We start from the raw sequence: 21727 nt of genomic DNA on the forward strand, positions 1-21727 counted from the left end.
GGGAGCTGCCGTCTCCCTCTTTACTGCGATCATCAGGACGACGACCACCAGGGCGCCCGCGAGCAGGCGCTGCCGGTGGTGAGGGCGGGGCCGATCCTGCTGCCCGCCAAGGCGGTGAGGACGGCCAGCCCGAGCGCGCCGCCAAGCTGGTGGAACGTGTTCATGCCGGCCAGCGTGATCGCCACGCCGGCGATCAGCGCCGGGACCGGCTTGAAACGGTTGACCAGCGTCGCCACTCCGAAGTTGACGGCCGACATGGGCAGAAACGCCAGGCCTGCCTGCAAGGGGCTGAAACCGAGCACGCCCCGCAGATATTGCGACGTGTAGAAGAAAAACCCGATCATCGCGCCGAGGTAGAGCATCCGGACCAGATAGGCGCCGGTCCGCCGCCGGTCGGCGAACAACCGCAACGGCATGATCGGCTGCTCGGCGCGGGCCTCGTTCACCACCAGCACGGCCAGCAGGACGACACCCAGCGCCACCGCACCGAGCGACTTCTCGATGATGCCGAACACCAGCGCGGTCATCCCCAGCGTCGCCGACAGCGCCCCGACCAGGTCGAAACGCCCCCGGTGCCGCTCGGTCTCGCCGATGAACCGCCGGGCCGCGACGATCATGGCGATGCCGATCGGCACGTTGAGGAAGAACCCGGCCCGCCACGACACCAGATCGGCCAGCACCCCGCCGACGACCAGCCCGGCGCTGGCCCCGATGCCGGCGACGGCGCTGTACGCGGCCACGGCCTTGGCGCGCTCGCGGCCCTCGGCGAAGTTCGCGGTCAGCAGCGACAGCGACGACGCGGCCAGGATTGCCGCGCCAACCCCTTGGAGGGCCCGGGCCGCGATCAGCCACCAGTCGTGCGGCGCCAGCCCCACCAGCAGCGACGCGAACGAGAACAGCACCAGCCCGATCACGAACATCCGCCGACGCCCCACGATGTCCCCGGACCTGGCGCCGAGCAGGAGAAGGCCACCGAAGACCAGGGTGACGGCTCTTCCAGGTACCGCCAGAACCTCCCAGCGGCTCGCACGCCGACGTAGCGTCGGGGCATGGACCACCGGAGCGAGATCAAGGACTTCCTCACCACGCGCCGCGCCCGCATCACGCCCGAGCAGGCCGGGCTGCCCGCCTACGGGACCAGCCGGCGGGTGCCGGGGCTGCGGCGGGAGGAGGCGGCGATGCTCGCCGGGGTCAGCGTCGACTACTACACGCGGCTGGAGCGGGGAAACCTGTCCGGGGTGTCGGAGAGTGTGCTCGAGTCGCTCGCGCGGGCTTTCCGGCTGGACGACGCCGAACGGGATCATCTTTACGATCTCGCGCGGCAGGCCAACAAGAGCGCCCGGCCGGTCCGCCGCCGCACCACGCGGCAGCTTCGACCCGGGGTTCAGCAGCTTTTGGATGCCATGACCGGGTCTCCGGCGTACGTCCGTAACGGCCGCATGGACATCCTCGGCGCCAACCATCTGGCGCGGGCCGTGTTCGCGCCGGTCTTCGAGGGGCCGCCCAACCTGGCCCGTTTCATCTACCTCGACCCGGCCGCGCGGGAGTTCTACCGCGACTGGGAGCAGCTGGCCGAGGACGTGGTGGCCTTGCTGCGCGGCGAGGCCGGGCGAAACCCGTACGACAAAGGCCTGACGGATTTGATCGGCGAGTTGTCCACCCGCAGCGACCGGTTCCGCACGTGGTGGGCCGCCCACGACGTCCGCCAGCACCGCACCGGCGTCAAACGCCTGCACCACCCGCTGGTCGGCGACCTCGACCTGTCGTACGAGTCGATGCAGCTGACCGCCGACCAGGGTTTGCAGCTGAACGCCTACAGCGCCGAACCACACTCCGCCCATCAGGACGCCCTCAACCTGATCGCCAGCTGGGCCGCGACCGACGTGCGGACGTAGCCCGGACCATGCGGATCGACGGCACGCCGCTCTCACGCCGGGACGCGCCGTCGGCGGTGAAGCCGTGCTTGCGGTAGAAGGCCTGTGCCCGCGGATTGGGGTCGGCCACCCACAGGGCGGCGGGCGCGGCCGGGTCGATGACCGCGTCCAGCAGCGCGCGGCCGGCGCCGGTGCCGTGCTCGGCGACCAGCACGTAGAGCACGTACAACTGCTGGACCCAGGTCGCGTCCTCGTCGAGCGGCGGGCCCGCCATGGCGAGGCCGATCAGACGGTCGTCGCGTTCGGCGACGGCCACCCGGTTGGCGCGGAAGCGCTCCTCGGTCAGCGCGGCTGTCCAGAACCGTTCCCGGGTGGCCGGCAGGTCCGGGTCGTCGAGGACCGCGTCCGGCATGAGCCCGCGGTACGTCTCCTGCCAGGAGCGGACGTTGACGCGCGCCATCGGGGCCGCGTCACCGGGGCGGGCGGGGCGAACGGTCAGCATCGTGGGGTGGGCCTCCATGACAACGGCACCGACTATGTGCGTACCAACTATGGGTCCGGTCGGAGAGGGCTGGGTAGGTTCGGATTCATGACGACGGCTGGGGTGGTAGGGCTCGACCTTCGAGGGCGTACCGCGATGGTCACCGGTGGCGGCGGCGGGATCGGGCGGGCCTGCGCCCTGCGCCTGGCGGCCGCCGGGGCGTACGTCATAGTCGTCGATCTTGATGGTGTGGCCGCGGAAAAGGTGGCGGCCGAGATCGGCGGGGAGCCGGCGGCCGTCGATCTGAGTGTCGCGGACGCGGCCGACGGGCTCCGGGCGGACGTGGACGTGCTGGTCAACAACGCGGGCTTGCAGCATGTGGCGCCGCTGAGCGACTTCCCGCCGGAACGGTTCGCGTACCTGCAGACGGTCATGGTGGAGGCGCCGTTCCGCCTGGTGAGGCGGGTGCTGCCGCACATGTACGGCCGGGGGTGGGGCCGCGTCGTCAACATCTCGTCGGTGCACGGGTTGATCGCGTCGCCGTTCAAGGCCGGGTACGTGACGGCGAAGCACGCTTTGGAGGGCCTGTCGAAGACGGTGGCGCTGGAGGGCGCCGAGCATGGTGTCACGTCGAACTGTGTGAGCCCGGCCTTCGTCCGTACCCCCTTGGTCGACAAGCAGATCGCCGACCAGGCGAAACAGCACGGCATCTCGGAGGACGAGGTGATCGGCAAGGTGATGCTGGACCGCGCGGCGATCAAGCGCCTGGTCGAGCCGGACGAGGTGGCCGAGACGGTGGCCTTCCTCTGCACCCCCGCCGCCGACATGATCACGGGCGCGTCGATCCCGCTCGACGGCGGCTGGACCGCGCACTGAGCATGCTGGATTTCTTCGACCTGCTGGCCCGCGAGGCCACCGCCGCCGAGTTCGAGCAGCCCGTGCTGGCGGCGCGGGCGGCCGGCGCCTCCGCACCGGAGATCGCCGAGCTGGAGAAGGCCAAACTTCGGGCTCTTCACGTACGGGCGATGCTCGAGCGCCGCCGCCGTCGCGAGGAGGAGCTGTCGGCCCTGTACGACACGGCCAGCGACCTGGCCGGCTTGCGCGACGTGGACGCGGTGCTGCGAGCGATCGTGCACCGGGCCCGAACGTTGCTGAACGCCGACGTCTCGTACATGACACTGAACGACACCACCCGCGGCGACACGTACATGCGCATCACCGACGGCTCGGTGGCGGCCAGTTTCCAGAGCCTCCGCCTGGCGCCGGGCGCCGGCTTGGGCGGCCTGGTGGCGTTGAGGGGCACCCCGTACGTGACGGCGAACTACGCCACGGACGCCCGTTTCGAGCACACGACGGATATCGACAAGGGCGTGGGCGACGAGGGCCTGGTGGCCATCCTCGGTGTGCCCTTGAAGCTGGGCGCCGAGGTGATAGGCGTCCTCTTCGCCGCGAACAGAACCGAGCGCCCGTTCGCCCGCGAGGAGGTGGCCCTGCTGGTCTCGCTGGCCGCTCATGCCGCGGTCGCCATCGACGCGGCCCGCCTGCTGACGGAGACCCGCGCCGCCTTGGCCGACCTGTCCACCGCCAACGAGGCGGTGGAGCGGGCCGCGGCAGCGCACGACCGCCTGACAACGCTGGTCCTGAGAGGCGGCGGCGTAGAGGACGTGGCCCACGACTTGGTGGACGTCCTCGACGGCACCCTGCTGGTCTTCGACGCCACGGGCCGCCGCCTGGCCGCCGCGCCACCATCGTTGATCTCACCCGACCCGAAGATGGTGGCCGAGGCCGTGGCGGCTTCCCGCGCCGACGGCAGAAGCGTGCAGCGAGGTTCCCTGTACGTCGCGGCCGTGGTCGCGGGCACGGATGACCTGGGCGCCCTCGTCTTCGAGCCGGCGCGCCCGCTGTCCGAGGCCGACCAGCGCACCCTGGAACGGGCCGCCCAGATCACCGCTCTGCTCCTCCTGTTCCGCCGCACGGTCGCCGAGGCCGAGGCCCAGGTACGCGACGAACTGCTGGACGACCTCATCAGCCACCCTTCCCGGGACCCGGCAGCCCTGCGCTCCCGAGCCGCCCGCTTAGGCGTGGACCTGGACGCCCCCCACGTGGTCGTCGTAGCCGACGGCACTCAAATCACCTCCTGGTCCCGCACTTTCGCCGCTTCCCGCAGCGGCCTGGCCATGACCCGCGAGGGCCGAACAACCTTGCTCCTCCCCGGCACCGACCCAGGCCAAGCCGCCCGAACGGTCGCCAAGGAGGCCCACCGCGAACTAGGCCGCCCCGTCACCGCCGGCGCCGCCGGCCCAGTCACCACGCCCGCCGCCGACACCCCGCGCCCCACCGCTGGCACCGCGGGCCCCGCCACCACCGTCGGCGCCGCCGGACCGGACGCCGAGCCCCTCACCGTCGCGTCGGCTCACCGCGAGGCGGAGCGCTGCGCCCGCGCGCTTGTCGCGCTCGGCCGCACCGGCGTGGGCGCGAGCGCCGACGAGCTCGGCTACGTCGGCCTGCTGCTCGGCGGGGGCCCGCAGCCCGACGTTCCCGGCTTCGTGACGACCATGCTCGGCCCGGTGATCGCCTATGACGAGAGGCGCGGCACCGCCCTGGTGCAGACCCTCGACGCCTACTTCGCCGCCGGTGGCGGCCTCGCCCGCGCCGCCGAAGAGCTGCACGTCCACGTGAACACCGTCAGTCAACGGCTCGACCGCGTCACGCAGCTGCTCGGCGCCGGCTGGCAGGAGCCGGACCGCTCACTCGACCTGCGCCTGGCCCTGCGTCTGCACCGGCTGAGCATGTAGGGCAGCAACACAACAGGTCCAAAGTCTATGGTCCCGGCAGCCATGGGATCCCGACTGGTCCGCGGCATATCGTCACCTGACGATGTGGCCCCGATCACAGTCAGGAGTGGCCCTCATGCCGACGCTCACCGCCCCTCGAACACCCTTGGTGAAGGTGGTCTTCGCCAGTCTGGTCGGCACCGCCGTCGAGTGGTACGACTTCTTCCTGTACGGCTCCGCCGCCGCTCTCGTCTTCGGCACGCTGTTCTTCCCCACCTCGGATCCGGCCACCGCAACGCTGCTCGCGTTCGGCACATACGCGCTCGGCTTCGTCGCCCGCCCGCTCGGCGGCATCGTCTTCGGCCATTTCGGCGACCGGGTCGGCCGCAAGAAGATGCTCGTCGTCTCGCTGATGACGATGGGCCTGGCGACGATCGCGATCGGCTTGCTGCCGACGTACGCGACGATCGGCGTGGCCGCCCCGATCCTGCTGCTCGTATGTCGTCTCGCGCAGGGTTTCGCGGTCGGCGGTGAGTGGGGCGGCGCGGTGCTGATGGCCGCCGAGCACGGCGACGACAAGCGCCGCGGACTGTGGACGTCGTGGCCGCAGGCCGGTGTGGCCCTCGGCAATCTGCTGGCCACGGGCGTGCTCTGGATCCTCGCCGCGGTGCAGTCGGACGAGGCGTTCAACGCTTGGGGCTGGCGCATTCCGTTCCTCCTCAGTGCCGTGCTGGTGCTGGTCGGTCTCTGGGTGCGGTTGTCCGTCGAGGAGTCGCCGCTGTTCCAGTCGGCCCGCGAGCGCCTCACCGAACGGCACCAGCCGCTGCTCGAGGTGGTGCGCCGCTACCCACGCGAGGTCCTGGTCGCGATGGGCATGCGCCTGGCCGAGAACATCTCCTACTACCTGTTCACGGTCATCTCCATCACCTTCCTGACCACGTACGCCGGCGAGAAGTCCGACCGGGACATGATCCTGAGTGCTCTCCTCATCGGTTCGGTCGTGCAGTTCGTGGTGATCCCCCTGATCGGCGCGTTCTCCGACCGGATAGGCCGGCGCCCGCTCTATCTCGTGGGCGCGGTCGGCGTCGCGGTGTGGTCGTTCTTCTTCTTCGACCTGGTCGGCAGCCGCAACGAGGGCCTGATCACGCTCGCGGTGGTCGTCGGGCTGATCCTGCACGCCCTCATGTACGCCCCGCAGGCCGCCTTCTTCTCGGAGCTCTTCGGCACGTCGGTCCGCTACACGGGCGCCTCGGTCGGCTACCAGCTCGCCTCGATCTTCGCCGGCGCGCTGGCCCCGATCATCGCCGTACGCCTGCTCGGCAGCACGGACAACCCGAACACCACCGCCGTCGCCATCTACATGACGATCGCCTCCGTCCTCACTGTCATCTCCGTCCTGGTCACTCGCGAGACCGCCCGCTCCTCACTGAGCCACGACCGCGTCGCCGCCGCTCCGGCCGACTCCCCCAGCAGCGCCCCCGTCGCCAAGTAGGGATCGTCTTCAGGGCCGCGACCACCTCGCCGACACGGGTGGTCGCGGCCCGCGTCATTTGTCCACCACACCAGCCGCCGACCTCCCCTCTCGGTGATGAGAAGCGACCACCAGCCCCGACTCGTAGGCAGCGATGACCAACTGCGCGCGGTCACGCGCGTGCAGCTTGGCCAGCAGCCGGGTGATGTGCGTTTTCACCGTGGCCAGCCCCAGCCGAAGACGGTCCGCGATCTCGGCGTTCGACATGCCGCCCGCGATCAGCACCAGCACCTCACGCTCGCGATCGGTGACATGGTTCAGCCCGGCGACCGGATGGTCGGGCTCCGGACCGGAACCGCCGGCCGCGAACCGCGCGATCAGGCTGCGCGTGACGGCCGAGGTCGGCAGGGCATCCCCCGCCGCCACCGCGCGGATGGCGGCGATCAGGTCGTTCGGCGCCACATCCTTGAGCAGAAACCCGCTGGCCCCCGCCCGCAGCGCCGTGAACACGTACACATCGAAGTCGAACGTCGTCAGGATCAGCACCCGCGTCCGCGGTGTCCGCGGATCACCGCAGATCATCCGGGTGGCCTGAATGCCGTCGACCTCAGGCATCCGAATGTCCATCAGCACGACGTCGGGCTGCTCCTGCCGAGCCAGCTCCACCGCCTCGGCCCCGTTACCGGCCTCCCCCACCACCTCGAGCCCGGGCGTCAGCTCGACCAGGAGCCGAAAACTGGCCCGCAGAAGTTCCTGATCGTCCGCGATCAACACCCGGACGGGCGCTTCGGCCTCGGCCTTCACCGCGCACCCCCATAAGGAAGAGTCGCGACTACCTCGAAGCCACCGGCCTTACGCGGTCCTGCGGTGAAGCTGCCGCCATAGGCGGCGACCCGCTCACGCATGCCGGCGAGCCCCATGCCATCGCCGGCCGGTGCGAGCCGCCGGGTGCCGTCGTCGGCCACCTCTATCCGGAGCTCGCCATCGGACGCGGCAACATCCACATGACATTTCGCCGGAGCAGCATGCTTCACCACGTTGGTCAGGGACTCCTGCACGATCCGGTAGGCGGCGAGAACCACGCCCTCCGGCGCGTCCTCTCCCCCGCGCACGGCCAAGCTGACCACTACCCCGGCCCAAGCGGCGCGATCGGCCAGATGAGAGAGGTCGGCGAGCACCGGCGGCGCGGTGAACACCGGTTCGGTCCGCAGCTCGCCCACCGACCGGCGCAGCTCCTCGAGGGCCTGCTTGCTCGTCGCCTCGATCACCGCCAGCGCCGCCGGCAATTCCTCCGGGCGCTGCTGAGCCACGTGATTGGCGATCGCCGCCTTGACCGCGATGAGGCTCAAGCTGTGGCCGATGATGTCGTGCATCTCCCGCGCGATGCGCAGCCGCTCGTCGGAGACCGCCTGCTCGGTCGCGCGTGCGGCGGTCAGCGCCGCCTGACGGCGGCGCTCGCGCAGCGTCCAGCCGAGCGCCCAGCTCGCCGCGCAGATCAGCGCCGCGAACACGGTGCCGGCCAGGCCGGGCCCGTCGGCGGAGATGTCGGCCACCACAGTTCCGATCAGCACGACGGCACTCGCCGCCGACGCGGCCGCGAAGCTCCGGCGGCCCCCGACATACAGACCCAGGGCGAACAGCACGACGGCCATGGAGAACAGAGGACCGGTGGAGGCGAAGTCGGGCACGATGCCGAACGCCAGCGCGGCGCCCGCGGTCACGCCCACGACGAGCGTGCCGGCGACCGGCCATTGCCAGCTGATCAGCAGCGGCACGCTGAGCAGCGTCGCGGTCAGGAAGGTGAGCCAGGGCGGCTCGTGGTAACTGCCGTCCTCCGCGGCCGCATACAAGCAGATCAGCCAGGCGGCTGCCGCGAGAGCGACATCCATCAATCGGCGAAGAATCACGCGACCGACATTATCGACCGCGGACGCCGCGCGCGTCAGACCACGGGTTGACAGACTCCGGTCTGACGACACCGAAGCCCCGGTGCCCGATCGTCGTCCCATGACAGTCTTCCTGCGCGAGTTACGCAAGACTTATGAGGCCACGGCGGGGACCGTGACGGCCCTCGACGGCGTGACCGTCGGGTTCGAGCAGTCCACCTTCACCGCGATCATGGGCCCGTCCGGGTCGGGCAAGTCCACTCTGCTGCATTGCGCCGCCGGCCTGGAGCAGCCCACATCGGGCACGGTCACCGTCGACGGCACGGTGCTGGGCGAGCTCGGCGGCAACGAGCTCACCCGCTTCCGCCGCGACCGCATCGGCTTCGTCTTCCAAGACTTCAACCTCGTCTCCTCGCTGACCGCCGCGCAGAACGTCGCACTGCCGGCGCGGCTCGCGGGCCGCCGGGCCGACGCCGCCGCGGTGACGGCGGTGCTCGACGGGGTCGGCCTGGCCGACCGGGCGGCACACCGGCCCAGCGAGCTCTCCGGCGGGCAGCAGCAGCGGGTGGCCATCGCCCGGGCCCTGTTCGCCCAGCCCGCCGTCGTGTTCGCCGATGAGCCGACCGGCGCCCTCGACAAGGCGACCTCTCATCAGATCCTCACCTTGATGAGGCGCATGGTCGACGAGCACGGGCGGACGATCGTGCTGGTCACCCACGATCCGGTGGCCGCGGCGGTCGCCGATCGTGTCCTTCTTCTGGTCGACGGGCGGGTCACCGACGAGATGGCCGGCGCCGACGCGGCGGCCGTGGCCGACCGCATGACCGCCATGGAGCGGTCGTGGTGACCCGCCCCCCGGCCCGGCGAGACCAGTCACGCGGCTCCGCCGCCGGCCTGGGTGGTGATCGGAAGGGCACGTTCCTCGCCGTCCTGCTCGGCACGACGATCGTGACCACCTTCCTGCTTCTGCTCACGTCGGGGCAGCCGCGGGTCCCCGATCGCCTGGCCGATTTCGGCGTCGTGGTCACCAGCCCGGCGGCCGACAACCGGCCCGATGAGTTCGCGGAGCCGGTCCCCTGGTCCGCCGCGGCGGCGCAGTCCCTGGTGGAGCGGCTCCGCTCGGTGCCGGGCGTCGACGCTGTGGCCGTCGACCGCCGCTTCTATGCGCAGCCGATGCTCGACGGGCGGCCGGTCGCCGGCAGCACGGCCGGGCATGCATGGCTCGGCGAGAGCCCGCCGCCACCGGGTGAAGTGATCGTCGACCGCTCACTCGGCGTCTCGATCGGGGCTCCGCTCACGCTATTGACCGCCACCGGGCCGCAGACCTGGCGGGTGGGCGGGCACACCGACTGGCGCGGTGTCTACTTCTCCCCCGAGGAGGCGGCTCGGCTGAGTCCCGGCGTTCGGGCCATCGGGGTGTCCGGCGCGGCCTCGGTCGAAGCCGTGCGCGCTGCGGTCGGCTCCGCGGGCATCGTGTCGAGCGGCGACGCGCGGGGCATCGCCGAGCCGCGCTCCGACGCCCGCACCCGGTGGATCGGCATGCAGGTCCTCACCGCGACCACGGCGCTGGCCGGGTTCGCCTGCGTCTTTCTCATCGCGTCGACCTCGGCGTACGCGGTCGACCAGCGCCGCCGGGAGATCGGCCTGTTGCGCGCGGTGGGCGCGACCCCGCGCCAGATCCGTTCGATGCTGCACCGGTCGGCGCTGCTGCTGGGCGTCCGTGCCGCCCCCGCCGGCGTGCTGCTCGGTGGACTCGCCTCGATCGTTCTGGCCAGGTTCCTGGTCGGCGCCGGACTGGAGCCGCACGGGTACGGCGTGCGCTGGCAGCCCTGGGTGCTGGCGGTGGCTTTCGGCGCCGGCCCGCTGATCTCTCTGATGGGCGCGGTCATGCCCGCGCGGCGGGCGGCCCGGATCAGTCCGATCGAGGCCCTGCGGGTCGCCGCGGTGGAGCCACGGGCCATGAGCCACGGCCGTTGGATCACCGGCCTCACCACTGCCGCCGCGGCGGTGGGTGCGGGCGTCGCCGCCGCAAGCGCCGGCGACATGCAGGACGTGGGCACCTATGCCCTGTTCGGCGCCATGGCGCTGGTCGCGGCGGCGGCGCTGCTGGCGCCGGCGGTCGTTCCCGCGCTGATCCGCCTGCTGCTCGGGCCATGGACCGGCATCACGGCCGTACTAGCCCGGGAGAGTGCGCGCGTGGCGGTGCGACGGACCGCTTCCACGGCCGCTCCCGTTCTGTTCACTGTGGCGTTCGCCGTCTTCGTCACGGGCACCGCACAGACCTCGGCCGCCGCCTGGGAGACCCGCCGCGCGAACACCATTGCCACCGAATCCGTGCTCGTGCCGGACGGAACCCCCGGCCTGCCCGACAGTGCCGCGGCCGGCGCCCCGTTGGACACGACCGTCTACATCCGGCAGAGGGCAGTGCAGGTGAGCGGGGCCGATTCGGTCGCCGATGGCACCGCGCTGGTCTCCGCGGGGGCCGCCGAGCGCTACGGGCCTTCGGTGACGGTCACCTTCGCCGACGGCGAGCGTGAGACGCTGCGTGTGGCCGGAACAGCGCCGCCGGTCCCGCTCGCCGCCGACCTCGTCCTGGGCCGGGACATCGTGCGGAAGCATGACTCCTCGGCGCTGGCCCCCGGCGCCTATCCCGTGCCGCCGGGGCCTGTGCCGGCCGGCGCCAAGGCGGCGAGCCCGGGTGAGCTCGCCCGTCAGGCCGATGCCGAGGACGACCGGCTCGTCCGGGTGTTCACGATGCTGCTGCTCGCCGTCTCGGCCGGCGCCGGCGCGCTCGCGGTGGCCAACACCCTGCTCATGACGGCCCGTCGCCGCGGACCGGACCACCGGGTACTGCGGCTCGCCGGCGCCTCACGAGGCCAGGTGCTCGGTGCCGTGACGCTGGAAACGACCCTGGTCGTCGCCATCGGCTCCCTGCTCGGCGGGGCCGCCGGCCTGATCGCGATCGCCGGGTCCGCCCGTTCCCTCGGCGCTCAGATCGGCGACCACGTACCCATCTCGATCTCGTGGCCGGCGGTTGCCGCCTCCATAGTCTGCTGCCTGGCCCTTGCCCTCGCCGCGGCCCTGTGGAGACCCGCGTTCACCCCCACCCGAGACGGCTGAGGCCCTGCGGTGCCTCAGGGGTTGAGCCACAGCGAAACGGCCAGGCCCAGAGCGGCGAGTGCGATGGTCACGCGCAGCGGGCGCTCGGGCAGGCGGCGGACCAGGACCGGGCCGAGGCGGCTGCCGACCAGGCAGCCGGCGGCCAGCAGGGCGGCTGCGGTCCAGTGCACCGGCGCGATCAGCGCGTACAGGATGGCGGCGACGAGATTGGAGGCGCCCAGGACGATGCTTTTGACGGCGTTCGTCACGGGAAGCGGTTCGGCCACGGCCAGCGACATCGCGGCCAGCAGGAGAACGCCGGCGGCCGCGCCGAAATATCCGCCGTAGATGGCGATGAAGAAGATGCTGAAGCCCAGCGGCGGCCGGAAGCCGGGCTTCGCGTACCAAACCCGCAGCGGGTCGCGCAGCAGCAGCGTGACGCCGCCGAGGGCGACGAGGAAGGGGACGATGCGCTCGAAAGCCGAGGCGGGGGTGCTGAGGAGCAGCACAGCGCCGACCGCGCCGCCGACTGCGGCTACCGCGCACTGCCGGAGAAGTCGGCCGCCCTGGCCGCGCAACTCGTGCCGGGAGCCGGCAGCGGAGCCCGCCGCGCTCGACAGCAGGGCCACGGTGTTGGTCACGTTCGCCGCCACGGGCGGAATGCCGACGCCGAGCAGCACCGGATAGCTGACGAGCGACGCCAAGCCCGCCATCGACCCGGTCAACCCCGACCCGACACCCCCGGCCACCAACAACGCCGCATGATCAACATTCACGTGGAGCAACGCTAGCGCGCTGAGCGGTCACCAAGGAGGCCGCTTACCCGAGGGAGTTCGCGATGGTGAGAGCTAGGAGGACAGGTATGCAGAGCAGGGAGGACAAGAACACGGCGTCGCGGGCCAGCGTAGTGGCGGCGGTGAAGGACTGGGCGTACAGGAAGACGTTCTGGGCTGTGGGTAAGGCGGCCAGCACCGTGACGGCGTAGGTCTCTGATGGGGACAGGCGCAGCACCAAGGCCAGCACGTAGGCGAATAAGGGCATCAATGCGGTCTTGAGGGCTACGGCGGCGAGGGTGGGCGTGCGGTCCGGGCCGGGGGCCAGGACTCGGGCGCCTGACAGGGACAGGCCGAAGGCGATCAGGACTACCGGGACTGCGGCCTGGCCTATGGCGGCCATCGGGTCGGTGAGCACGGACGGTAGGGGCAGGTTGGTTACTGCTACTACGACGCCTAGGACTACCGCCACGCTGAGTGGGCTTCGTAGGGGTGCGGTCAGTGAGGTGCGCCAGGAGGTGTCGCCTGTGGTTGCCAGTTGGAGGAGGGTGAGGGCTATCGGGGTGATGATCAGTAGCTGGAGCATGATGATCGGGACCACCAGGGCGGCGTCGTGCAGGACGTAGGCCGCGATCGGGATGCCTATGTAGCCGGCGTTGGTGTAGCCGGCGGCTAGGGCGCCGACTATGCGGGTTCCCGGGTCGCGGTGGCGGGTGATCAGGGCGTGCGCGGCGAAGCAGAGGAAGGCCGCCAGCGCGGAGACCACCAAGGGTTCAGAGAACAAGGCGCGCGGGTTCGACGCTGAAGCGCTGGTGAAGAGCAGGCACGGGGACAAGACCGTGTAGGCCAGGCGGCCCGCTACGGGGACGGTCTCCGCGGGGAGCCTGCCCCACCGGCCGGCCAGCCAGCCGATGAGGACGATCACGGCGATGACCGCGAACCCCGAGAGCGCCGAGATCATCAGCCGACGGTAGCGGGCAGACGGCCAGCACGCAGACGGCCGCCGCGGAGACGGCAGGCGGGGAGACGGTCGGTGGGAAATTGCAAACACTGCAAACGCTTGCCGTTGGGATTGATGGGTTTCTATTCTCGGGGGCAGCAGTTAGGTAAGCGCTTTCCTGCATACGAATCCTGGTCGGCGTGGGAGACGGCATTGGTTCGTAGCAGCGCCCGAAAAGGTATGCGAGGAGGAGCGACATGCGAGTACGAACAGCTACGGCCCTGGTCACGGGGGTCGCCGGCGCCGCTTTTGTGGTGGCGCTGGCGGCACCGAACGCCGAAGCGGCCGCGGTCGGCACGGCGACGGGCTACGCCAGTGCCAACGGGGGCACCACCGGCGGTAACGGTGGGGCCACCGTCCGGGCCACCACCGGCACCCAGATCCACCAGGCCCTGTGTGGCCGGGCCAGCAGCAGCACGCCGATCACGATCGAGGTGTCGGGGACGATCAACCACGGGAACACCACCAAGGTCTCCGGCGACAGCTGCAACACCGCGGCCGACAAGATCGAGCTGAAGGAGATCAGCAACGTCACGATCATCGGGGTGGGTGGCGGGGCCACCTTTGACCAGCTCGGCATCCACATCCGGGACTCGAGCAACATCATCATTCAGAACGTGACGGTCAAGAACGTCAAGAAGTCGGGCTCGCCCACCTCGAACGGCGGTGACGCCATCGGCATGGAGAGCACCGTCCGCAACGTCTGGGTCGACCACGTGACGCTCGAGGCCAGCGGCGGCGAGTCCGAAGGCTTCGACGGGCTCTTCGACATGAAGGACGACACCGAGTACGTGACCTTGTCGTACGCGATCCTGCGCAACTCGGGCCGGGGCGGGCTCATCGGATCGAGCGAGAGCGACACCGGCAACAGCTTCATCACGTTCCACCACAACCGCTACGAGAACATCGATTCCCGTACGCCGTTGCTGCGTGGCGGCATCGCCCACATCTACAACAACTACTACTACAGCCTGAACGAGTCCGGCATCAACAGCCGGGCCGGCGCCAAGGCCAAGGTGGAGAACAACTACTTCGAGGACTCGAAGGACGTGCTCGGCACCTTCTACACCGACGCGGCCGGATATTGGCAAGTCGCCGGCAACATCCTCGACAACGTGACCTGGTCGTCCCCGGGCGAGGACACCAACCCGGCCGGCCCGAACCTGACCTCCACGACCAGCGTCTCCGTCCCGTACAGCTACCGCCTGGACAACGCCTCCTGCGTGCCCGACGTCGTCCGGCAGACCGCCGGCGCCAACACCGGCATCCGCACGTCGACCGGTAGCTGCTCGACCACGAACCCGACGACACCTCCGGCCACGACACCACCCGCGACGACACCGCCGGCCACCACGCCGCCCGCCACCACGCCCCCGCCCAGCGGCACCAACCTCAGCATCGGCGCCGGCTCCGACGGCTCCAGCAAGGCGAGCGGCACCAGCTACGGCGACGTCCGCGACGGCAGCCTGAGCACCTACTGGTCGCCCAGCGGCACCACCGGCTCCATCTCGATCAAGTGGGGCTCGGCCACCACCGTCTCGCGCATCGCCATCCGCGAGCACTCCGGCGCCACCGGCGCCATCGGCGCCTGGCGGGTCCTCAACGGCGACACCGGTGCCGTCCTCAAGACCGGCTCCGGCGCCGGCACGATCACCTTCACCGCGACCTCTCTGAAGAAGGTCACCTTCGAGATCACCGGCGCCAGCACGGCGCCGCGGGTCGCCGAGTTCGAGACATACGCCGCCTAGAACTGAGAGGGGCCGAGAGGCCCCTCCCAGCAAAGCTGGACATTGCCACAAGATTTCGTCCGCGATACGTTGTGACGACTATCGATATTTGCGCGAGCCGAGCCCACCGCGAGGGAGTCCCCCACCATGGCCCTCAGTCGTCGCACTGTCCTAGCCGCCGGCGCGGGTACCGCAGCCGGCCTCGCACTTCCCGCCGCCACCGCCCAAGCCGGATCGAAAACAGTCAAGTTCACCCTCAACGCCGTCACCCTCGACGGTGGCGAGCAGGTCGTCAGCCTCACGCTGGACACCCGCCGGTTCGGCCCGATCTCCCGGAGCAGCCTCACCCCGGGCACGTTCAGCGTGCACGTCAAGGCCACCAGCCCCATCCCGGTCACCCCCGACCCGGGCTACGACCTCGACCGCGTGGTGACCGCGGCCCGCCTCGACCGGAACGGCAACATCGTCCTGGAACTGAGCTACGCCGAGGGCCAGCCCGGCGGCGGCACGCTCGGCTACCTCGTCAGCCGGAGCCGCAACGTCCAGCTGAACCTGACATACACCATCACGCAGAACGCCCCGTTCGTCGCCCGCCGGCGTCTGGTCACCATCGACGAGTTCACCCAGGGACGGCTGTCCAACCCCGAGGTCGACGCGTACAGCTATCACACCTCGGCCGACGGTATGAAGTACCGGCTGTTCAGCCCCAGGAACCACGGGAAACGCCCCCTGGTCGTCTGGCTGCACGGCGGCGGTGAGGGCGCCTCCCTGCCCGACAACTACTACGACAACGAGACCACCCTGCGCGCCAACCGCGGCGCCCTCGGCTTCTCCACCCCCGAGGCCCAGAAGATCTTCAACGGCGCGTACGTCGTGGCCCCGCAGAGCTTCTCCGCCTGGATGCTCGACGGCCCGCGTTTCGCCCCGCTCATCCGCGCGATCGTCGAGGAGGTGGCCCGGCGCCACAACGTCGACCGCGACCGCGTCCACGTCGTCGGGTGCAGCAACGGCGGCTACATGAGCTTGAAGATGACCACCGTCTACCCCGATGTCTTCGCCTCGTCGGTGCCCATCTGCGGCATCGTCGCCGGCAACCCGCCGCTGATCCCCGATGCCGAGCTGGCGGCCATCACCACCCCGACCTGGCTGGTGACCTCGCTCGACGACAACACCGTCGACCCGGTCGCCAACACCGTGCACGCGCACGACCTCATCCCCCGGTCGCGGGTCACCCTGTACGACAACGTGATCTGGAACGGGCACCAGTTCCCGGGTCACTGGTCATGGATCTACGTGGCCCGCAACGATCCGAGCATCAACGGCCTGCACATCTGGCAGTGGATGGCCCGGCAGTACCGCCGCGACTAGGGCCGCGCACTCCTCGTCGGTGGCCGGACGGCCGTACATCTGCTCCCACATCACGATGCCGGAGTAGGCGAGATGCGCCGCCATCTCGCCCGCTCCGGCCCGGGCGGCCGCCGCCCGGAACGGCGCGAAACTGCGCGCCACGATGTCGCCGAGCTCGGCCACCCGCAACCGGACCGCCTCGGCCAGCACCCGGCCCTCGGGTCCGACGGAGGTGTCGCGCACCCTCCGTACAAGCGCAAGAAGGTCTTCGTCGGCGAAAGCCGCGAGCAACGGCTCGACGACCGCGGCCAGCAGATCGGCCTTGGTCGGCCACCGCCGGTAGATCGTCGTGCGGTTGACCTGGGCGGCCCGGGCGACCCCGTCGATCGTCATGCCGTCGAAGCCGTGCGCCGCCATCTCGGAGACGACGGCCGCCCGGACCCGCTCGACGACTTGCGTGCCGCGGGCCCCACCTCGTACGCCGGCGGTCCGTCGATCCACCCCGCCCCCTTATGGCATCACCGTGTTGCCTTAAGTTAGCATCGTCGCCCATGAGCCTCGACGGGGTCTATTACGTCATCTCCTGGATCCTGCTGCGCTGGCAAGATCTCTGGAGCGCCGCCGGCGTGCCCGACGGCCTGGTGCTCGGCACCAACTGGACCTGGATCCTGGCCATCGTCTTCCTCGTGGTCACCCTGCGGGCCGTGCTGTTCCCGGTCTTCGTCAAGCAGATCAAGTCGCAGCGGGCGATCCAGGCGCTGGCGCCGAAGATCAAGGAGTTGCAGGAGCAGCACAAGGACGAGCCGCAGAAGCTTCAGGCGGCGATGATGGAGCTCTACCGCGCCGAGAAGGCCAACCCGCTGATGGGCTGCCTGCCGATGCTCGTGCAGATCCCCGTCTTCCTCGGCCTCTTCCATGTGCTGCGCCGCCTGACCCCGGACAATCTCGGGACGACGCGGTACGGCTGGACGGCCGACCAGTTCTACGACGCCAGCCACGCCACGCTCTTCACGGTCCCGCTCCCGGCCCACTTCAGCGGCGGCGACACCACGGTCAAGCTGGTCGCCGGCATCCTCGTCGTGACCATGATGCTGACGACGTATCTGACCAGCCGCCAGATGATCCTCAAGACCGGCTGGGCCGAGGATCCACAGCAGAAGATGATTCAACGGCTTATGTTGTACGGGATCCCGGTGTCCCTGCTCGTCTCCGGTGTCCTGTTCCCGATCGGCGTGGTCATCTACTGGGTCACCAACAACCTGTTCACCCTGGCCCAGCAGCAGTGGGTGCTCCGCAAGTTCCCGCCGCTGGTGAACGCCAAGCCGGCCACTCCGGCCCAGGCCGACCAGTGACGAGCCACCTCGACCTGGAGTTCACGCCGGGCCTCCGCCTCGACCTGCACCTCCCCGAGGGCGCCGAGCCTCCGCCGGTCGTCGTCTACCTGCACGGCGGCGCCTGGCGCGTCGGATCCCGCCAGGACAATCCGGCCCGCCAGCGTTCCCTCACCCGGCACGGTTTCGCCGTGGCCTCGGTCGACTATCGACTCAGCGGCGACGCGAAATATCCCGCGCAGCTGCACGATGTCACGGCCGCAATAGCCTGGATCAAGGACAACGGCCGCCAGTACGGGGTCGACGGCAGCCGCATCGCGGTGTGGGGCGCCTCGGCCGGCGCGCACCTGGCCGCCGCCGTCGCCCTGACCTCCGCCGTCCCGCGCGCCGCCGTCCTCTGGTTCCCGACCACCGACCTGGTGCGGGCCGCCCCGCGCGGCCCCGTCGAGCCGCGGTACATGCCCAGCCCCGAGGGTGACCTACTGGGCCTGAAGAGCCCCCTGGACGACGTCGAGGCCGCCCGGGCCGCCAGCCCCCGCTGGCTCGTCCACCCGGACGCCCCGCCGTTCCTGATCATGCACGGCGACCGTGACCGCCTGGTCCCGCCGACACAGTCCACGGTGCTGCACGACGCCCTGGTGGATGCCGGCGCCGCCTCGACCCTGGTCGTGCTCGGCGGCGCCGCCCACGAGGACCCCGCCTTCGACACCCCGGCCACCGTCGGCATGGTCGCCGGCTTCCTCACCGCCGTACTCAAACCAGGTTGATCCGATGCGCCGGGTGGTCGAAGAGGGAATCCTGCGGAAACAGCACCGCCTCGGCCTTCGTGCCGCCCGGCACCGTCCAGATCTTGATCAGCCGGGCTGTCATACCGGGGTTGTACGGTCCGGACGGGAAGTCCTCGGCCCGCTGCAGGTTGGCGGCGATGGTCTCGTCGAGCTCCGAGAAGGCGTACTCGCCGCGGTCGGTCACCAGATGCCCGAACTCCTCGGTGCCGGAGGCGGGCGTACGCCCCACGTTCTCCATGGTCGCGTCCATGCGGCAGAACTCCCAGCCGCTGGGCGGCCGCGCGTCGATGTGCTCGGGCGGCACGTCGTCGCTGGACCAGTCGCCGCTCGTGTAGGCCGGATTGTCCGCCGCATCGGGGAAGACAGCGATGCCACACTTCATCCCGGTCACCGTGACGGCCCAGTCCACCGCCGGCGTGTCATCACTGAACTCTTCCCGATAGCGAAACGCCACCCCCACCCGCTGCGGCGCCTGCCCCGCCTCGTCACCAGCCTCATCCGCGGCCGCCATCCCCGCCGTCGCCTCCGCCGACGCCCCCGGCGCGACCTCGTCGTCGGCCCTACCGCAGCCGCCCACGAACAGCACCAAAGCCCCCAGCCCCACCATGGCCGGCACCCGCAGCCTCCGCCCGCCCTTCACCGCCCGCACCCGCAGCCCCCGCCCGCCCTTCACCGCCGGCACCCCCACCGCCGCTACCGTCAGGCCCTCTTCCTCCGCCGCCAAGCCTCGCCCCGCCGCCAGTCCCTTCCTCACCGGCGCCGTCTGACCTTGCCCCGCCGGCGGGGTTTGCGTCGGCCTCAAAACCGGAAATTTCAGCATTTACCGACGCTAAGCCCGCCCGATCAAGCGCCCGGGCCGAACCCGGCGACGTCCCCTTTCCGATACTTTCCCGAGATGCAAACCCTTCAGGGCGCACTGGTCCGCCTGCGCCCCGCCACTCAGGACGACGTCCCGGCGCTGTCGAAGATCCGCGCGACTCCCGAGGTGTACGAGCGCTGGGGGCCCGGCGACGTCCTCGACCCCGGCACGCCGACCCTGGTCATCCTCCACGAGGACCGCGTCGTCGGCGCCATCCAGTGGAGCGAGGAGGAAGATCCCGACTACCGCCACGCCGGGATCGACATCTACCTCTCCCCCACGGTGCACGGTCAGGGGCTGGGGACCGACGCCGTACGGACCCTCGCCCGTCACCTCATCGACGACCTGGGCCACCACCGCCTGGTTATCGACCCCGCCGCCGACAACCAGGCCGCGATCCGCTGCTACACCAAGGTGGGCTTCCGCCCGGTGGGCGTCATGCGCCGCTACGAGCGCGCCCCCGACGGCACCTGGCACGACGGCCTGCTCATGGACCTGCTCGCCGACGAGCTCACGTGACCTCGAAGCGCGACGAGCTCACGTGAGCTCGAAGGACCGCAGGTCCTGGTCGCGGCCGTCGAGCCAGCAACCTATGGCATGCGCGACCTCCCGCGGGTGGCTGTAGTTCATCGCATGGGCCGCCCCCTCGATCACCGCGACCGTCAGATGCTCCGACGCCAGGTGGATCAGCTCGCGCACGCGCCGGGCCGGCGGCATCAGCGGGTCGCGGTCGCCGAGCAGCGCCAGCGTCGGCACCGGCGTGCGCAGCAGCCTTTCCAGCGACGGAAACCGCGTCAGCTCCCCGAACAGGTGCACCGCGTTGACCGGCCCGAAGCGCAGGTAGTCCGGCAACGCCACCCGCACCATCCGGGCCGACTCTCGTGGCACGTCGCGGCCGAGCTGCACCAGCGCCCGCAGCAGCGGTTGGTTGTGGACACCGCCGGCCGGTGACGCCAGCACCACCCCGGCCACGCGTTCGGGCGCGCTGTGCGCCACCTCCAGCGACACCGGCCCGCCCATCGAGTTGCCGACCAGCACCACCTTGTCCAGTTCGAGCGCGTCCAGGATCTCCAGCAGCGCCCAGGCCAGCGACGAAATCCCCAGCGTCTGTCCCCACGGCTTGCTCCGCCCGTATCCCGGCAGGTCCGGCACCAGCGCCGTCGCCCGGTGGGCCAGCGCCCGCGCCGTCGGCACCATGTAGCTGCCCGAGATCCCGAAGCCGTGCACGTGCACGATCGGCGTCGACCCCGGCACCTCGGGTCCTCGCCGCACGAAGACCCGGCGGCCCCGGACGACGACCCAGCTCATGACACGGGTTCCGAGGCGAAGAGCGTCAGCCCCAGGCGTACGGACAAGAAGCGCGCCGCCAGCTGACCCCGAACACTGTTGCCGTACGTGTCCAGCGGCGGCGCGAACGTGGCCAGCGCTCCCTTGCCGGGCGAGACCACCACGATCCCACCGCCGATCCCGCTCTTGCCGGGCACTCCTACGTCGTACAACCAATCGCCTGAAGTCTCGTAGAGACCCGCCGTGGCCATGACCGCCAAAGTGAAGTGGCAGACCGTCGCGTCCACCACGCGCGTGCGGGTGAGCGGGTTGACCCCGCCGTCGGCCAGCGTCGCGCCCATCGCGGCCAGCCCGGTGGTGGTCACCCGCAGGCAGCTCTGCCGGGTGTAGAGGTCGACCGCCTCCATCGGCTCGCAGCCGAGCAGGCCGTACGTCTGCAGCAGGTCGGCCAGGGCGCGGTTGCGGTGATTCGTGGCCGACGCCGAGGCGTACACCTCCTCGTCAATTTCCAGCGGATGGCCCGCGAAGCGCGACAGACCGTCCTGGAGGAACCGCCATTTCTGCTCGAAGGTCTCCCCCGGCACCAGGCTGGCGGTGGCGATGGCACCCGGATTGACCATGGGATTGGTGCGGCCGTCCGGCCCGCGCTCGACCGCCGTGAGCGAGTTGAACGGCAGCCCCGTCGCGTTCACGCCCAGCCGTCTCCGCATCGTCTCGGGCCCGAGGGTGGCGCAGACCAGGGCGAACACGAACGGCTTGGCCACGCTCATGATCGTGAAGCCGTGCTCGGCGTCCCCGGCCGCGTACTGTCCGCCGCGCGCGCCGACCGCGCAGATGCCGAACAGATCGACCGGCACGCGGGCCAGCGCCGGATAGACGTGCGAGGGCTCGCCCTCGGTGACGGTGCGGAATTTCTCGTACGCCTCGTCGATCCCCGCCCGCACGTCATCGGGCGCGGGAAGGTGGCCGGTGGACACATAGGCCGATGTCTCGCTCACGAACCGCACGTTAACGGCGGCTCACCCGTCAC

At 70.6% G+C, this 21727-nt stretch carries 20 protein-coding genes and 1 pseudogene; 11 read left to right on the top strand and 10 right to left on the bottom strand.

What is annotated here, in order from left to right:
• Positions 1 to 32 precede the first annotated feature (32 nt).
• Positions 33 to 1058 (bottom strand): MFS transporter, encoded by a 1026-nt coding sequence (locus CRP55_RS36005; RefSeq protein WP_218854790.1) that lies wholly within the window; start codon positions 1056 to 1058, stop codon positions 33 to 35.
• On the opposite strand from CRP55_RS36005, the gene CRP55_RS36010 reads away from it, so the two are divergent.
• The gene (locus tag CRP55_RS36010) at positions 1050 to 1895 is read left to right on the top strand and encodes a helix-turn-helix transcriptional regulator (protein WP_097326447.1); all 846 of its coding nucleotides are present in this window, start codon (positions 1050 to 1052) and stop codon (positions 1893 to 1895) included. The genes CRP55_RS36005 and CRP55_RS36010 overlap by 9 nt on opposite strands.
• Here CRP55_RS36010 and CRP55_RS36015 read toward each other — a convergent pair.
• Positions 1852 to 2394, bottom strand: a complete 543-nt coding sequence (locus CRP55_RS36015; RefSeq protein ID WP_245923587.1) for a GNAT family N-acetyltransferase — start codon at positions 2392 to 2394, stop codon at positions 1852 to 1854. The two genes, CRP55_RS36010 and CRP55_RS36015, sit on opposite strands and share 44 nt — an antisense overlap.
• Positions 2395 to 2463: 69 nt before the next feature.
• Here CRP55_RS36015 and CRP55_RS36020 point away from each other — a divergent pair, with 69 nt between their 5' ends.
• From CRP55_RS36020 to CRP55_RS36030, 3 genes are all read left to right on the top strand, one after another.
• Positions 2464 to 3231 carry a 3-hydroxybutyrate dehydrogenase gene (locus CRP55_RS36020; protein ID WP_097326301.1) on the top strand — a complete coding sequence of 256 codons (768 nt, stop codon included), beginning with the start codon at positions 2464 to 2466 and terminating at the stop codon, positions 3229 to 3231.
• Positions 3232 to 3233: 2 nt separating this feature from the next.
• Positions 3234 to 5150 (top strand): helix-turn-helix domain-containing protein, encoded by a 1917-nt coding sequence (locus CRP55_RS36025; RefSeq protein WP_097326303.1) that lies wholly within the window; start codon positions 3234 to 3236, stop codon positions 5148 to 5150.
• A gap of 115 nt (positions 5151 to 5265) precedes the next feature.
• Complete coding sequence (locus CRP55_RS36030) at positions 5266 to 6621, top strand: MFS transporter (RefSeq protein WP_097326451.1); 1356 nt, start codon at positions 5266 to 5268, stop codon at positions 6619 to 6621.
• A gap of 54 nt (positions 6622 to 6675) precedes the next feature.
• Here the strand turns inward: CRP55_RS36030 and CRP55_RS36035 are convergent, their stop codons facing one another.
• Both CRP55_RS36035 and CRP55_RS36040 read right to left on the bottom strand, forming a co-directional pair.
• Positions 6676 to 7404, bottom strand: a complete 729-nt coding sequence (locus tag CRP55_RS36035; RefSeq protein ID WP_097326306.1) for a response regulator transcription factor — start codon at positions 7402 to 7404, stop codon at positions 6676 to 6678.
• Positions 7401 to 8609, bottom strand: coding sequence for a sensor histidine kinase (locus CRP55_RS36040; protein ID WP_097326308.1), 1209 nt, complete (start codon positions 8607 to 8609; stop codon positions 7401 to 7403). The genes CRP55_RS36035 and CRP55_RS36040 overlap by 4 nt, the downstream gene beginning before the upstream one ends.
• On the opposite strand from CRP55_RS36040, the gene CRP55_RS36045 reads away from it, so the two are divergent.
• Entirely contained in the window at positions 8608 to 9333 is a 726-nt protein-coding gene (locus CRP55_RS36045; RefSeq protein ID WP_097326310.1) for an ABC transporter ATP-binding protein, read from the top strand. The two genes, CRP55_RS36040 and CRP55_RS36045, sit on opposite strands and share 2 nt — an antisense overlap.
• Positions 9327 to 11606, top strand: a complete 2280-nt coding sequence (locus CRP55_RS36050; protein ID WP_097326312.1) for an ABC transporter permease — start codon at positions 9327 to 9329, stop codon at positions 11604 to 11606. Before CRP55_RS36045 ends, CRP55_RS36050 begins: the two co-directional genes overlap by 7 nt.
• Positions 11607 to 11620: 14 nt before the next feature.
• Here CRP55_RS36050 and CRP55_RS36055 read toward each other — a convergent pair whose 3' ends face one another.
• Positions 11621 to 12361, bottom strand: a complete 741-nt coding sequence (locus CRP55_RS36055; protein ID WP_097326314.1) for a sulfite exporter TauE/SafE family protein — start codon at positions 12359 to 12361, stop codon at positions 11621 to 11623.
• Between the two features lie 43 nt (positions 12362 to 12404).
• Positions 12405 to 13319 (bottom strand): AEC family transporter, encoded by a 915-nt coding sequence (locus CRP55_RS36060; protein ID WP_097326316.1) that lies wholly within the window; start codon positions 13317 to 13319, stop codon positions 12405 to 12407.
• A gap of 236 nt (positions 13320 to 13555) precedes the next feature.
• Between CRP55_RS36060 and CRP55_RS36065 the strand changes: the two genes are divergently transcribed.
• Together CRP55_RS36065 and CRP55_RS36070 are read left to right on the top strand one after the other, a co-directional pair.
• Positions 13556 to 15106, top strand: coding sequence for a pectate lyase family protein (locus CRP55_RS36065; RefSeq protein WP_097326318.1), 1551 nt, complete (start codon positions 13556 to 13558; stop codon positions 15104 to 15106).
• Between the two features lie 126 nt (positions 15107 to 15232).
• Positions 15233 to 16453 carry a prolyl oligopeptidase family serine peptidase gene (locus CRP55_RS36070; RefSeq protein WP_097326321.1) on the top strand — a complete coding sequence of 407 codons (1221 nt, stop codon included), beginning with the start codon at positions 15233 to 15235 and terminating at the stop codon, positions 16451 to 16453.
• Here the strand turns inward: CRP55_RS36070 and CRP55_RS36075 are convergent.
• Entirely contained in the window at positions 16367 to 16933 is a 567-nt protein-coding gene (locus CRP55_RS36075; protein WP_245923588.1) for a TetR/AcrR family transcriptional regulator, read from the bottom strand. The two genes, CRP55_RS36070 and CRP55_RS36075, sit on opposite strands and share 87 nt — an antisense overlap.
• 50 nt (positions 16934 to 16983) lie before the next feature.
• Here CRP55_RS36075 and yidC point away from each other — a divergent pair.
• Both yidC and CRP55_RS36085 read left to right on the top strand, forming a co-directional pair.
• Positions 16984 to 17781 (top strand): annotated as a pseudogene (yidC, locus tag CRP55_RS36080) (membrane protein insertase YidC); the annotation flags it as partial.
• Positions 17781 to 18530, top strand: coding sequence for an alpha/beta hydrolase (locus tag CRP55_RS36085; RefSeq protein WP_097326325.1), 750 nt, complete (start codon positions 17781 to 17783; stop codon positions 18528 to 18530). The pseudogene yidC and the gene CRP55_RS36085, both read left to right, overlap by 1 nt.
• Here the strand turns inward: CRP55_RS36085 and CRP55_RS36090 are convergent.
• A complete protein-coding gene (locus tag CRP55_RS36090; protein WP_179855469.1) occupies positions 18517 to 19371 on the bottom strand; it encodes a hypothetical protein in 855 nt (284 codons plus the stop codon). The two genes, CRP55_RS36085 and CRP55_RS36090, sit on opposite strands and share 14 nt — an antisense overlap.
• Positions 19372 to 19446: 75 nt before the next feature.
• Here CRP55_RS36090 and CRP55_RS36095 point away from each other — a divergent pair, with 75 nt between their 5' ends.
• The gene (locus CRP55_RS36095) at positions 19447 to 19929 is read left to right on the top strand and encodes a GNAT family N-acetyltransferase (RefSeq protein WP_097326329.1); all 483 of its coding nucleotides are present in this window, start codon (positions 19447 to 19449) and stop codon (positions 19927 to 19929) included.
• Between the two features lie 18 nt (positions 19930 to 19947).
• Here CRP55_RS36095 and CRP55_RS36100 read toward each other — a convergent pair whose 3' ends face one another.
• On the bottom strand, positions 19948 to 20718 hold the full coding sequence (locus tag CRP55_RS36100) for an alpha/beta fold hydrolase (RefSeq protein ID WP_097326331.1): 771 nt from the start codon (positions 20716 to 20718) through the stop codon (positions 19948 to 19950).
• Positions 20715 to 21695, bottom strand: coding sequence for a glutaminase A (glsA, locus tag CRP55_RS36105; protein WP_097326334.1), 981 nt, complete (start codon positions 21693 to 21695; stop codon positions 20715 to 20717). The genes CRP55_RS36100 and glsA overlap by 4 nt, the downstream gene beginning before the upstream one ends.
• Positions 21696 to 21727: the final 32 nt, after the last annotated feature.

This window comes from Paractinoplanes atraurantiacus (assembly GCF_900215205.1).
In the GTDB taxonomy this organism is placed as follows: Bacteria; Actinomycetota; Actinomycetes; order Mycobacteriales; family Micromonosporaceae; genus Actinoplanes; species Actinoplanes atraurantiacus.

What these genes read in the sequence shown, in the direction of transcription:
- CRP55_RS36100 (WP_097326331.1), bottom strand. Translation starts at nt 20,718, where the DNA reads ATGAGCTGGGTCGTCGTCCGGGGCCGCCGGGTCTTCGTGCGGCGAGGA.
- CRP55_RS36030 (WP_097326451.1), top strand. Translation starts at nt 5,266, where the DNA reads ATGCCGACGCTCACCGCCCCTCGAACACCCTTGGTGAAGGTGGTCTTC.
- CRP55_RS36015 (WP_245923587.1), bottom strand. Translation starts at nt 2,394, where the DNA reads ATGGAGGCCCACCCCACGATGCTGACCGTTCGCCCCGCCCGCCCCGGT.
- CRP55_RS36025 (WP_097326303.1), top strand. Translation starts at nt 3,234, where the DNA reads ATGCTGGATTTCTTCGACCTGCTGGCCCGCGAGGCCACCGCCGCCGAG.
- CRP55_RS36090 (WP_179855469.1), bottom strand. Translation starts at nt 19,371, where the DNA reads ATGCTGAAATTTCCGGTTTTGAGGCCGACGCAAACCCCGCCGGCGGGG.
- CRP55_RS36010 (WP_097326447.1), top strand. Translation starts at nt 1,050, where the DNA reads ATGGACCACCGGAGCGAGATCAAGGACTTCCTCACCACGCGCCGCGCC.
- CRP55_RS36060 (WP_097326316.1), bottom strand. Translation starts at nt 13,319, where the DNA reads ATGATCTCGGCGCTCTCGGGGTTCGCGGTCATCGCCGTGATCGTCCTC.
- CRP55_RS36020 (WP_097326301.1), top strand. Translation starts at nt 2,464, where the DNA reads ATGACGACGGCTGGGGTGGTAGGGCTCGACCTTCGAGGGCGTACCGCG.
- CRP55_RS36045 (WP_097326310.1), top strand. Translation starts at nt 8,608, where the DNA reads ATGACAGTCTTCCTGCGCGAGTTACGCAAGACTTATGAGGCCACGGCG.
- CRP55_RS36070 (WP_097326321.1), top strand. Translation starts at nt 15,233, where the DNA reads ATGGCCCTCAGTCGTCGCACTGTCCTAGCCGCCGGCGCGGGTACCGCA.
- CRP55_RS36065 (WP_097326318.1), top strand. Translation starts at nt 13,556, where the DNA reads ATGCGAGTACGAACAGCTACGGCCCTGGTCACGGGGGTCGCCGGCGCC.
- CRP55_RS36095 (WP_097326329.1), top strand. Translation starts at nt 19,447, where the DNA reads ATGCAAACCCTTCAGGGCGCACTGGTCCGCCTGCGCCCCGCCACTCAG.
- CRP55_RS36040 (WP_097326308.1), bottom strand. Translation starts at nt 8,609, where the DNA reads ATGGGACGACGATCGGGCACCGGGGCTTCGGTGTCGTCAGACCGGAGT.